At 72.8% G+C, this 12487-nt stretch carries 11 protein-coding genes; 5 read left to right on the top strand and 6 right to left on the bottom strand.

Going from position 1 to position 12487, the window contains the following annotated elements; all coding sequences use genetic code 11:
- Positions 1–77: 77 nt before the first annotated feature.
- Together D9V37_RS16160 and D9V37_RS16165 are read right to left on the bottom strand one after the other, a co-directional pair.
- Entirely contained in the window at positions 78–1082 is a 1005-nt protein-coding gene (locus tag D9V37_RS16160) for an inorganic phosphate transporter (protein ID WP_121807193.1), read from the bottom strand.
- Between the two features lie 5 nt (positions 1083–1087).
- Positions 1088–1705, bottom strand: a complete 618-nt coding sequence (locus D9V37_RS16165; protein WP_121807194.1) for a DUF47 domain-containing protein — start codon at positions 1703–1705, stop codon at positions 1088–1090.
- Between the two features lie 112 nt (positions 1706–1817).
- On the opposite strand from D9V37_RS16165, the gene D9V37_RS16170 reads away from it, so the two are divergent.
- Complete coding sequence (locus D9V37_RS16170) at positions 1818–2129, top strand: metal-sensitive transcriptional regulator (protein WP_121807195.1); 312 nt, start codon at positions 1818–1820, stop codon at positions 2127–2129.
- An 11-nt stretch (positions 2130–2140) separates the two neighbouring features.
- Positions 2141–4279, top strand: coding sequence for a heavy metal translocating P-type ATPase (locus D9V37_RS16175; protein ID WP_121807196.1), 2139 nt, complete (start codon positions 2141–2143; stop codon positions 4277–4279).
- Between the two features lie 47 nt (positions 4280–4326).
- Here the strand turns inward: D9V37_RS16175 and D9V37_RS16180 are convergent, their stop codons facing one another.
- Positions 4327–4524 (bottom strand): hypothetical protein, encoded by a 198-nt coding sequence (locus D9V37_RS16180; RefSeq protein ID WP_121807197.1) that lies wholly within the window; start codon positions 4522–4524, stop codon positions 4327–4329.
- Positions 4525–4707: 183 nt separating this feature from the next.
- Positions 4708–4911, bottom strand: coding sequence for a cold-shock protein (locus tag D9V37_RS16185; RefSeq protein WP_121807198.1), 204 nt, complete (start codon positions 4909–4911; stop codon positions 4708–4710).
- Positions 4912–5255: 344 nt separating this feature from the next.
- On the opposite strand from D9V37_RS16185, the gene D9V37_RS20300 reads away from it, so the two are divergent.
- Entirely contained in the window at positions 5256–7796 is a 2541-nt protein-coding gene (locus D9V37_RS20300) for a hypothetical protein (protein ID WP_158604499.1), read from the top strand.
- Entirely contained in the window at positions 7793–8572 is a 780-nt protein-coding gene (locus tag D9V37_RS16195) for an IclR family transcriptional regulator (protein ID WP_121807199.1), read from the top strand. The genes D9V37_RS20300 and D9V37_RS16195 overlap by 4 nt, the downstream gene beginning before the upstream one ends.
- Here the strand turns inward: D9V37_RS16195 and D9V37_RS16200 are convergent.
- The gene (locus D9V37_RS16200; protein ID WP_121807200.1) at positions 8542–10143 is read right to left on the bottom strand and encodes a thiamine pyrophosphate-binding protein; all 1602 of its coding nucleotides are present in this window, start codon (positions 10141–10143) and stop codon (positions 8542–8544) included. The genes D9V37_RS16195 and D9V37_RS16200 overlap by 31 nt on opposite strands.
- Positions 10144–10244: 101 nt before the next feature.
- Between D9V37_RS16200 and D9V37_RS16205 the strand changes: the two genes are divergently transcribed.
- Complete coding sequence (locus tag D9V37_RS16205; RefSeq protein ID WP_198412605.1) at positions 10245–10949, top strand: SDR family NAD(P)-dependent oxidoreductase; 705 nt, start codon at positions 10245–10247, stop codon at positions 10947–10949.
- Positions 10950–10978: 29 nt separating this feature from the next.
- Here the strand turns inward: D9V37_RS16205 and D9V37_RS16210 are convergent, their stop codons facing one another.
- The gene (locus D9V37_RS16210) at positions 10979–12466 is read right to left on the bottom strand and encodes a sugar ABC transporter ATP-binding protein (RefSeq protein ID WP_198412606.1); all 1488 of its coding nucleotides are present in this window, start codon (positions 12464–12466) and stop codon (positions 10979–10981) included.
- Positions 12467–12487: the final 21 nt, after the last annotated feature.

Here is a 12487-nt window from a genome sequence, read left to right on the forward strand (position 1 = left end):
GATAGTCAGAGACGAAATGGTCGGCAGATCACCGATCCGACAGCCATTTCGTCTCTGACTATCCCGCTACGCCGGGCCTACGGCAGCTGGAGCACGTACCTCAAGACGGCATAGACGGCGGCGGCGGCAAGTCCGGCGGCGGGGAAGGTGAGGATCCAGCCGCCGACGATGGTGCCGGCCATGCCCCAGCGGACGGCGGAGAGGCGCTTGGTGGCCCCGGCGCCCATGATGGCCGAGGTGATGGTGTGGGTGGTCGAGACCGGGGCGTGGGCGAGCAGGGCCATGCCGTAGAGGACGGCGGCGCCGGTGATCTCGGCCGAGAAGCCGCGGGCGGGGTCGAGGTGGATGATCCGGCGGCCCAGGGTCCGCATGATGCGCCAGCCGCCAGAGTAGGTGCCCAGCGAGATCGCGCCGGCGGCGCTGATGACGATCCACAGCGGCAGGTCGGTCTGCTGCGGGGAGTAGTAGCCGGCGGTGACGACGGCCAGGAAGATCACGCCCATCGTCTTCTGGGCGTCCTGCAGGCCGTGGCCCAGCGCCAGGGCGGACGCGGAGACGGTCTGCAGCAGCCGGAACCCGCGTTGCACCCGGTGCGGGTTGCGCCGCCGGAAGATCCACATGATCGCCAGCATCACCACGAACGCCGCCGCGAAGCCGATCAGCGGGGAGAGCACCATCGGGATGAGGACCTTGTCGATGATCGTCGACCAGTGGATCTCGGTGCCCGAGGCCAGCGCCGCGCCGACCAGGCCGCCGATCAGCGCGTGGGAGGACGAGGAGGGCAGGCCGTAGTACCAGGTCACCAGGTTCCAGGCGATGGCGCCGAGCAGGCCGCCCAGCACGATCGAGAGGCCGTGGTTGCCGCCCGGCGGCGCGATCACGTCCTTGACGGTGTTGGCGACCTCCTGGCCCAGCAGGGCGCCGACGAAGTTCATCACCGCCGCCAGCCCGAGCGCGATCCGCGGGGTGAGCGCGCGGGTCGAGACCGAGGTGGCGATCGCGTTGGCGGCGTCGTGGAAACCGTTGGTGTAGTCGAAGGCGAGGGCGACGACCACCACCGCGACCACGATCGCGAGATCCACCGGGGCTACGACTCCTTGACGTGGATCTGCTCGACGATGTTCGCGACGCGCTCGAAGGCGTCGATGGCCTTCTCCAGGGAGTCGACGATGTCCTTGAGCTTGAGCACCTCGAGCGCCTCGTAGGCGCCGCTGAACAGGGTCGCGAGCGTCCGTCGGTAGCTCTTGTCGCCGAGGTTCTCCAGCCGGTTGACCTCGATCCAGTACTCGTCGAGGTCCTTGAGCGACTGCAGCCGCGGCATCGACTCGGCGGTGAGCACCGCACACCGCTGGATCACCTCGACCAGGGCGGTCAGCTCCTCGGGCAGCGAGGTGACCTCGTAGAGGGAGACGAGGTCGACCGCCTCCTCCATGTAGTCCATGACGTCGTCGAGGCCGGAGGCGAGCGCGTAGATGTCCTCGCGGTCGAACGGGGTGACGAACGTGGAGTTCACCCGCCGCACGATCTCGTGGGTGATCTCGTCGCAGGCGTGCTCGGCCTCGCGCATGCGCTGCGCGACCGCGGCACGGTCGGCGTCGCGCGCGAGCAGCTCGGCGAGCAGCTCGGCACCGCCGACGAGGGCGGTCGCAGAGCGGGTGAACAGCTCGTAGAACGTGCTGTCGACCGGGCGCAGTCGCAAGGCCACGGTGATGAACTCCTGATGAGCAGCGGATGGCCCGACGAGCGTAACCACCTCCTCGGCTCGACGCATCGTCGCCACCGGTTGAATACCCCGGGGGGGTATGTAGTATCGAGGGGTGACGACCACTCCGGGCTACACCGACACCAAGGCCGCGTACCTGCGTCGGCTGCGCCGCATCGAGGGCCAGGTCCGCGGCCTGCAGCGCATGGTCGAGGACGACACGTACTGCATCGACGTGCTCACGCAGGTCTCCGCGGTCAACCGCGCGCTGCAGGGAGTGGCCGTCGGGCTGGTGCAGGACCACCTCGCGCACTGCGTGAGCGACGCCGTGGGGCGCGCGGCCGACGGATCCAGCGAGGGCCGCGCCGAGGCCGACGCGAAGGTCGCCGAGGCCGGCGCCGCCATCGCCCGACTGCTCAAGAGCTAGGAGCACACCACATGAGCGAGACCCGGGAACGAAGCCACGTCGACCTGCGCGTGGAGGGCATGACGTGCGCCTCGTGCGTCAGCCACGTCGAGAACAAGCTGAACGGCCTGCCGGGCGTCCAGGCGAGCGTCAACCTGGCCACGGCCTCGGCCTCGGTCGACTACGACCCGACGCACGCCGACCCCGATGCGCTCATCGCGGCCGTCGACGAGACCGGCTACCGCGCCTCGGTACCGGCAGCCGACGCCCGCGGCGAGGACCTCGAGGCCGCCAACGGCACCCAGCTGCTGCGCCGGCTGCTCGTCGCGGCGCCGGCCACCGTCGTGGTCGTCGCGCTGACGATGACCCCCCTGGGTGACCACGCCTGGGCGCAGTGGACGGCGCTGGTGCTCACGCTGCCGGTGGTGCTCGGCGCCGGCTGGATCTTCCACCGCGCCGCGCTGGTCAACGCCCGGCACGGCACCTCGACGATGGACACGCTCGTCTCGCTGGGCACCCTGGCCGCGTTGGGGTGGTCGGTCGTCTCGCTGCTGCGCGGCGAGGGCCACCTCTACCTGGAGGTCGCGGCCACCGTGACCACCTTCCTGCTGCTCGGGCACTGGCTGGAGGCACGCGCGAAGTCCAGTGCCGGGGCCGCGCTGCGCGAGCTGCTCAGCCTCGGCGCGCGCGACGCCGTCGTCGTGGCGCCCGACGGCAGCGAGCACCACGTGCCGGTCGACCGGCTCGACGTCGGCGCGACCGTCCTGGTGCGCCCCGGCGAGCAGGTGCCGGCCGACGGCGTCGTGGTCGAGGGCAGCTCGGCGGTCGATGAGTCCCTGGTCACCGGTGAGAGCCTGCCGGTCGACAAGGCCGTCGGCGACGAGGTCGTCGGCAGCACGGTCAACGCCGACGGCCGCCTGGTCGTCCGCGTGACGCGGGTCGGCGCCGACACCGTGCTCGCCCGCATCGCCTCGGTGGTCGAGCGCGCCCAAGCCGGGAAGGCCCCCGTGCAGCGGCTGGCCGACCGGGTCTCGGCCGTCTTCGTACCCGTCGTCCTGGCGATCGCGGTGCTCACCTTGGCCGGGTGGCTGCTGACCGGTCAGCCCGTCGACGACGCCTTCACCGCCGCTGTCGCCGTGCTGGTCATCGCCTGCCCCTGCGCCCTCGGACTCGCCACGCCCACGGCACTGCTGGTCGGCACCGGACGCGCCGCACGGCTCGGCATCGTCATCCGCCGGGCCGAGGTGCTCGAGACCGCCCGGCGCATCGATACCGTCCTGCTCGACAAGACGGGCACCTTGACCACCGGCGAGATGACCGTGCACGACGTCACCGCCCTCGACGACGACGCGCTGCGGCTCGCCGCGGCCCTGGAGGCGTCCAGCGAGCACCCGCTCGCCCGCGCCGTGGCCTCCTACACCGATCCGGCCGGCGCCCGGGTCGAGGGCTTCGCCAACCAGCCGGGGTTCGGCGTCACGGGTCGCGTCGAGGGCCACGCGGTCACCGTCACCCGCACCGACGGCGACCTCCCCGACCCGCTGGCGCAGGCCGTCGAGCACGCGTCGCGGTCGGGACGGACCGCGGTCCTGGTCAGGGTCGACGACGTCCCGCAGGCGGTGCTCGAGATCGGCGACGCGCTGCGGGAGGAGTCCGCCGCCGCCGTCGCGGACCTGCGGGAGCTGGGACTCCAGGTGCGGCTGCTCACCGGCGACCACGCGGCGGTCGCCCAACAGGTCGCCGCGGCGACCGGGATCGACGAGGTCGTCGCCGGGGTCCGCCCCGAGGGCAAGCTCGAGGAGGTGCAGCGGCTACAGCAGCAGGGCCACGTGGTGGCCATGGTCGGCGACGGCGTGAACGACGCGGCCGCGCTGGCCGCGGCCGACCTCGCGGTGGCCATGGGCTCGGGATCGGCGGTGGCCATCGAGACCGCCGACATCACGCTGGTCCGCGGCTCGGTGGCGCAGCTGGGCCAGGCGCTACGGCTCTCGCGGCGCACCCTGCGGGTGATCCGACAGAACCTGGGCTGGGCCTTCGGCTACAACGTCCTGGGCATCCCGCTCGCGGCGGCGGGCCTGCTGAACCCGATGGTCGCCGGCGCGGCGATGGCGGCCTCCAGCGTCTGCGTGGTGGCGAACTCGCTGCGACTGCGCAGGCACGCCGCCCGGCCGTGAGCGGCGGGGTGGTCGGAGGAGCGAGGGGCTGATCCGGGTGGGGGCCCTCAGTGGCGCACGGTGTCGGGCCGGTCATTCACCGTGCGCTGACGAGGGAGCTCCGGTCTGACCCCGAGGACCTCGTCGATCTCCTGCTGGCTCAGCGGCCGATCGGCCCGGTTGGCGGCGACCATCAGGTTCGCGGTCAGCTCCACCTCGTCCAGCATCTCGTCGTCCTCGAGGGACACGTCGAACTGATCGTCCATCCGTCCCTCCCACTCCTGCGACCCTTGACTTCCTGATTCCCCGCCGCAGACCGGGCAAAACACCCAACCGCTCGACAAGATCAACCGGTCCAGACACTACAAAGGTTCCCTGGGCGGGGAGAAAACGGCAACGGACCTCGCCCCGGGGGTCCGGGGCGAGGTCCGTGACCTCAGCGGTTCCGACTAGAGCGGGCGGACGTTCTCCGCCTGCGGGCCCTTGGGGCCCTGGGTGACGTCGAACTCGACCTTCTGGTTCTCGTCCAGCGACTTGTATCCCTGCGTCTGGATCGCCGAGTAGTGGACGAAGACGTCGTCGCCACCGTTCTCCTGGGCGATGAAGCCGAAGCCCTTCTCGGCGTTGAACCACTTGACCGTGCCTTGAGCCATGCTGGTTGTACTCCTTGTTTCATGTGAGGCGCGAGGCGGACCCGGGTCGGGTCGCCCCCGCAGAAGCGGTGCACGCCGTCCCGCCTCGCAAAGCAAAGAGAAACGCCGTTGGCCGACAAAACCCCAACTGGCGTTGATGTAACCGCTGGAACTTGCCTCTTCTGCACCTCCCAGCCTAGCAAGAGACCGGCCCAGATCACCCCCCACAGGGGTGCGCGCAGTCATGAAGAACAGGTGAACGCCCACGAATCGCCTGCTCGCGATGGTGGGTTCGTTCTGCGATCCTGTGGTGGATGAGACAGGATGGACCTGTCTGGTCACATCGGAGTCAGAAAGGTGGGCGCGTGACGTCCGAGGGTCCCCGCACCCCGCCGTCGCCCCGCGAGGGCGGCAACGGGAGTACCGGCGCGCGTCCGGCCGCCGCCGCAGACCTGCTGCAGATGTGGGTCGGAGGCGGCGCCAGCACGTCCACCGAGCAGACGCCCGAGCAGACGGCGCAGGAGCCCGAGCCGACCTCGGAGCAGACGACGGAGACCGCCGCCGCGAGCGATCCGACGCTGTGGCCCGAGACCGAGGACGCCCCCGAGACGGGCGAGGCCGAGTGGTGGCCCTACGACGAGCGGGCGGTCACGCAGGCCGTCGGACAGGTCGCGGAACCCGAGCCCACCCCCGAGCTCGCACCCGAGCTCGCCCCCGAGCCCACCCCAGAGCCCACTCCCGCACCTGCCCCTCCCGTCGAGGCTCCGGCGGCCTTGCAGGACGAGAGCCTGCTCGACGAGCCGTGGGACGAGTCGATCGAGTCCGAGTGGACCGACGTCCAGCCCGAGACCGACCCACAGCTCGAGACCGACTCCCCGGTGGCGACCGAGCCGCTGACCGACTCCTCGGAGATCTCGGACGCCGACGAGACCCGCGAACGCGGCTGGGCCTCCTTCGGTGCCGCCCAGACCGCGGAGGACGTGCTCGACCAGCTGGGACGCGAGGACGGCTGGTCGCAGAGTCCGGCCGCCGCGGCCCCCGCCGACGAGCCGGTCGAGGAACCCGCCGAGGAGCCGGCCACCGAGCCGGTCGCCGAGGAGGAGTCGCCGGTCGAGGAGCCGACACCGCTGCGGCCCCGCCAGGGACTGGACCTCAGCGCCACGACGCACTGGAGCCTGGACGACTTCGAGTCCTACATCCGAGCCCAGGGCAGCAACGAGCTGGCCGGGTGGATGTCCGAGCCCGAGCCCGAGCCGGTTGCGGTCGAGCCCGAACCCGAGCCGGTCGCGGTCGAGCCCGAGCCCGAGCCGGTTGCGGTCGAGCTCGAACCCGAGCCGGTCGCGGTCGAGCCGGAGCCCGAGCCGACCCCCGAGCCGGAGCCGACCCCGGAGCCCGAGGCGGCCTCGTTCGCCGAGCCCGCTCCGGTCGACGTCGAGCCGCCCGGCGAGCAGACGGTGGCCTGGAGCCCGGCACCGGTTCCCACCACCGACGAGACCAGCGCCGACACCACCGACACCACCCCCGAGACCGATCAGGCCAGCGACGAGGACGCCGCCCCCCGCAAGCGGGGCCTGCTGGCCAAGATGGGCCTGACCCGCGACAGCGAGCCGGAGCCCGAGCCGATCGAGTCTGATCTGGCCCAGTCTGATCTGGTGGAGCACGACGTGGCCTGGGAGGCCGAGGAGCCGGCCACCGAAGCGCCGTCGTTGTTCTCGGTGCCCGACCCCGCTCCCACCCAGCCCGGCGGCGCTGTCGAGCCCGCCTGGGACCCCGACGCCACCCAGTACTTCGACTGGACCCTGTACGACGTCGAGGAGAGCGGGGCGCCCTCCGAGCCGGAGCCGCAGGCGGCAACGCCGGAACCGCAGCGCGAGCCCGAACCCGAACCTGAGCCCGAGGACCACGACTACCAGGAGTGGTACGACGACCAGGGGCTGCGCTGGGTCTCCCGCGACGGCGGCTACACCTGGTTCTCCGACGACGGCCAGGGCTGGGACGCCGAGGTCGGCGAGCCCATCGACGTCCCCGCCGACACCGCCCCGGCGCCGGCAGCAGTGGCCGCACCGGTGGTGACCGAGGCGCCGGCATGGTCGGCCCCGGCGGCACCGGTCGCGCAGACGCCCGAGGAGGCTGAGGAGGTCTGGCCGACGGGCACCCAGCCGGCGGTCGACCCGGCCGACGACCACACCAGCGCCGAGGACCAGACGGGCGACCAGACGGGCGACCAGACGGGCGACCAGACCAGCGACGACGGCTGGCCCGCACCCGAGGCCGACACCACCGCTTCGGCCGCGGACCCGTACGCCTCGCTCTACGCCGAGCCCGCTGCCGCCCCGAGCCCGGCCGCCGACCCCGACGTCACCACCACGCAGCCGGCGGTCGCGGAACCGACCGCACCGGGCGCACCGGGCGCACCGGCCGCATCGGCGTCGGCCGCGGCGGAACGGCCCGGCAGCCCCGAGATCCCGCCGTTCGTGGAGTACAAGCCTCGCGGCGCCTACCGACCCATCCTCGGTGTGCTGTTCGTGGCGGCGGCGATCCTCGCCGTCGTGGCGATCTTCTGGGCCGTCTCCAAGGGTAGCCAGGCCGCTACGGGCATCGCGGCCGGTGTCACCGGATTCGCCCTGGCCTTCTGGTGGGGCCTGCTGAGCTGGACCCCGACGGTGGTCTCGCTGAGCGGGTCGGTGCTGGAGGTCTCCCGCGGCTCCGACGGCGAGCGCTTCGACCTGCGCAGCCCGAAGCTGGTGATCGAGGTCGACGACGACATCGACTCCCGCAACTGGCGCACCACCATCACCCGGCCCAACGGCACCGAGCTGGTCATCCCGGCCTCGGCGGTCGACCCCGAGGAGTTCAGCCGGATCGTGCGCCACTACCGCGCCGAGGTCACCGCAGCGGGCCGGTGAACCAGCCCGCCCGGTCGGTGATCGGCCGGGTGCTCGACGTCGTCGAGGCCTTCGAGCACGCCGAGTGGCAGGTGAGCCTGGCCGAGCTGACGCGCCGCACGGGGCTGCCCAAGGCGACGGTGCACCGCATCGCCGGCGACCTCGTCGAGCACGGCGTGCTCGAGCGCTGCGAGAACGGCTACCGCCTCGGGATGCGACTGTTCGTCCTCGGCGAGCGGGTGCCGCACCAGTTCAGCCTGCGGGCCATGGCGGTGCCCTACCTGGAGGACCTGTACGAGGCCACGCACGAGAACGTCAACCTGGGCGTCCTGCACGGCCGTGAGGTGCTCTACCTCGCCCGCGTGCAGGGCCACCGCTCCTCCGACGTGGTGCTGCGGGTCGGCGACACGCTGCCGGCCCACAGCACGTCGATCGGCAAGGCGATCTTGGCCCACGCCGCACCCGAGGTGGTGCACGACGTGCTCCAGGCCGGGCTGACCCGGCTGACGCCGCGCACGGTCACCATGCCCGGGATGTTCCTGCAGCAGCTGCGAGGGGCCGCCGAGCGCGGCTACGCGGTCAACGACGAGGAGACCCACGTCGGCGTCGTCTCCGTGGCGGCGCCGGTGCTCGACGCACGGGGCGCCGCCATCGCCGCGATCTCGGTGACCGGCCGCGCCGGCCGGGTCGACCCGCACCGGCTGGCCCCGGCCATCCGCACCGCGACGCTGAGCCTGGGCCGCCGGCTGGCCAGCAGCGGCGCGCCCTACGACGAGGCCGGCGCCGGCCCCTCGTAGGGCGTCACGGGCACCTCGATCAACAGCGGACCGTCACCGTGCCCGGCCCGGCCGACCAGCGCGGTCAGGTGGTCGGTGCTCTCGGCCACGACCCCGGGGACACCGAGGGCGGCGGACAGGTCGGTCCAGGCGACCCGGGGCGGCTCGAGGTCCATGCCCACGAACTTCTCCTGCTCTCCCCCACGCATCGTGGTGAGGGTCTGCTTGAGCGTGCGGTACTCGCCGTTGGCGAACACCACGAAGGTGGTCGACGTCCCCTCCCTGGCGGCGGTCCACAGCCCCTGCAGACCGAACATGGCGCAGCCATCGCCCAGCGCCGCCACCACCGGTCGGTCGGGACGTCCCAACGCCACCCCCACGGCGGCACCGATCCCCCACCCCAGGCCGCCCCCGACGGTGTGCTGGAACGACCCGGGCTCGCGCAGCCGCAGCCGTTCGCGCAGCAGTAGTCCGGTGGTGATCGACTCCTCCACGAGCACCGCGCCCTCGGGCAGGCCGGCGGCGAGCGCGCCCGCGGCCGCCCGGGGGCTCAGACGCCCGGTCTCGGACGCCAGCGGTGCCGGCGGGACGGGTGCGTACTCCCGCGAGGTCGCCGAGAACGCTTCCGCGAGGCCGGCCAGCACCGGTCCCACCGCGCCGACCAGACCGACCTCGACCGGGTAGGTGCGCCCGACGGTGGCCGGATCCTCGTCGATCTGCAGCAACCGGGTGCCCGGTCCCACGGCGGGCGGATCGGAGTAGTGGTGGGGCACGAAGGCGCGCAGGCCGGCCAGCAGCACGACGTCGTGGCGGTCCAGGACGGCGCGGATGCGCTCGTTCTCGGGCACCAGCATGCCGGCGTAGGCGGGGTGGTCGAGCGGGAAGTCCAGCTGGTCGTACATCGGGGCGCCGTAGACCACCGCGCCGAGCGACTCGACCAGCCGTACCGCAGCGTCGACGCCGCCCGACCGGCCGATGCCGTCACCGGCGACGATCGCCGGGCGCTGCGCCTCGCGCAGCAGCTGCACGGCGCGGTCGAGGTCGAGCGCCGGCTCTCCGGGCTCGAGCACCGACCCGGGTGGGATCCCCTCGACGTCCTCCTCCATCAGGTCCATAGGCACCGACACGAACACCGGCCCGCACGGCGGGGTGGCGGCCGCCCGGAACGCGCGACGCAGCATCGTCGGGACGTCCTGCGCGCGGCGGGCCTCCTCGGCGTGCTTGCAGGCGGCCGCGGCGAGACCGACCAGGTCGCCGGCGAGCATCGGCTCCTGCACCAGGTGCCGGCTGTCCTGCTGCCCGGCGACGACGACCAGCGGGATGCGCGAACGCATCGCGTTCAGCATCCCGATCAGACCGTTGGCGGTGCCGGCGGCGACGTGCAGGTTGACGAACGACGTGCGTCGAGTGGCCCGGGCGTAGCCGTCGGCCATCGCCACCAGCGGGCCCTCGTGGACGCCGAGCGTGTAGGGCAGCGCGTCGGCGCCCACCAGGCTGTCGACCAGCGGCAGCTCGGTCGTGCCGGGGTTGCCGAAGACCCGGTCGACACCCTCGTCGCGGAGCACCTCCACGACCACCTCGGAGAGTCTCATCGTCCTCCTCCGTTCCGCTGTCCGGAACGCGTGGCCGTCGGCTCCGCACGGCGCCGACCACACTGGGCCGGGTGAACGGGATCGCAGGACGAACGGCCGTCGTGACGGGAGCAGCCGGTGGTCTGGGGCACGCCTTCTGCGTGGGCCTGGCCGAGGCGGGAGCAACGACGGTGGTGGGCGTCGACCTCGCCGACCAGTCCCGGGTGCAGGCGGCGGTGCAGACCACCGGCGCCCACTACGTCGCGGTGAGAGCCGACGTCACCTCGGAGGCCGACTGCGCGGCGCTGGCCGCGCAGGTGGGCCAGGTCGACATCGTGGTGAACAACGCCGGGATCTTCCCCTCGATCCCGTTCCTCGAGACCAGCCTCGAGGAGTGGCGCCGGATCCACCGGCTCAACGTCGAGGGCACGTTCCTCATCACGCGTGCCCTGCTCCCGGGCATGATCGAGGCCGGCTACGGCCGGGTGGTGATGGTGGCCAGCGCGGTGGTCTGGCTGGGCCCACCCGGCATGGTCGCCTACACCGCGTCCAAGGGCGCCCTGGTCGCCATGGTGCGCAGCCTGGCCACCGAGGTCGGCCACACCGGCGTCACGGTGAACGCCATGACGCCCGGGCTCACGCGCACCGAGACCGCGCTGAGCAGCGCGGTCAACGAGGACTTCCCCCGCGTGGTCGGCAACCAGGCCGTGCCGCGGGCCGAGGAGCCCGAGGACCTCGTCTCCACCCTGCTGTTCCTCTGCGACGAGGGCAGCGGCTTCGTGACCGGCCAGGCCATCAACGTCGACGGCGGGTTCGCCAAGCACTGAGGTGCGCCGGGCGTCGCTCGGGTGGGCGTTCACGACACCACCCCCGCGACGAAGCCGGCGTTCATCGCTCGGCTCAGGCCCAGCTGCTCGAGGTCGGCTCCGCCCAGCTCGGCGACGATGCGGCCTCGCTGCAGCACTGCCACACGGTCGCACAGCTCGCAGAGCTCGGCGAGATCGGAGGAGGCGAGCAGCACCGCGCGGCCGCGAGCCGCGAGCCGCCGGATGACGTCGTGCATCTCCGCCCGGGCGCCGATGTCGACGCCGCGCGTGGGGTCGTCGAGCACCATCACGGCCGGATCGGTCTCCAGCCACTTGGCGAAGACGACCTTCTGCTGGTTGCCCCCGGAGAGCTCCTGCGTGGGCGCGTCGAGGTCGCCTCGGAAACCGAGCGAGCCCAGCACCTCCACAGCCCGTGCGCGCTCGGCCGAGCGTCGCAACCACGGGCCGCCCCGGCCGATCCCGAGCCACCGCGCCGCCGCGACGTTCTCCCACGCCGACCGGTCGAGCATCAGGCCCACGCCCTTGCGGTCGCTGGGGACCAGGCCGACGCCGTGGCACAGCGCGTCGCGCAGGCTCCGCGGCTGACGTCCGCCCGGCAGCCGCACCCGCCCGGCACTGGGCCGGACCTGCCCGCACACCGCCCGCAGGACGTCGACGTGACCCGCGCCCTGTAGCCCGGCGACCCCGACGATCTCGCCGGGCGCCACCTCCAGCGACACCCCGTGCAACCGGCCGGGCACCTCGACGTCGACCAGCCGCAGCCGGCGGTCGTCGGCCTCACGCATCTCGGCCGGCGCCGGCCGGGCCGCCTCTCCCGTCGGCTGCTCGCCGATCATGGCGACGACCAGCCGGTCGAGGTCGACCTCGGGCCGCGCGACGTCGTCGAGCACCGTGCGGCCGTCGCGGAGCACGGTCACCCGGTCGGCGAGGCTCAGCACCTCCTCGAGGAAGTGGGAGATGTAGAGCAGCGCCATGCCGTCGTCGGCCAGTCCACGCAGCACCCCGACCAGCCGCTCGACGCTGTCGCGGCCCTGGGCCGACGTCGGCTCGTCGAGCACCAGGACGCGCGGGTCGCTCAGCATCGCGCGGCCGATCTCCAGCAGCTGGCGGTCGGCCAGGTCGAGGTCGCCGACAGCGCCGGCGGGGTCGACGCCGAGTCCGAGCCGCTCCAGCACGGGCGCAGCGCGGCGGTCGAGGGCCTTGCGGTCGACCAGCCCCAGACGGCGCTCGGGGCTGAGCGGGAAGAGGTTGTCGCGCACCGAGAGGTCCGGGAACAGGCTGAGCTCCTGGGCCACGAAGCCGATGCCGTGCGCGGTCGCCTCGCGCGGGTTGGCCAGGCTGAGCCGGGCCCCGTCGAGGGTGACCTCACCGGCGTCGCTGGGCGTGATGCCGCACAGCACCTTGACGAACGTCGACTTGCCCGCACCGTTCTCGCCCACCAGCGCGTGGATCTCACCCTCGCGCAGCGTGATCCGGCCCTCCCGCAGCGCGGCCACCCCGCCGTAGGACTTGGCCACGCCGCGGGCGAGAAGGACCTC

Source organism: Nocardioides mangrovicus, from assembly GCF_003674065.1.
GTDB classification, from domain to species: domain Bacteria; phylum Actinomycetota; class Actinomycetes; order Propionibacteriales; family Nocardioidaceae; genus Marmoricola; species Marmoricola mangrovicus.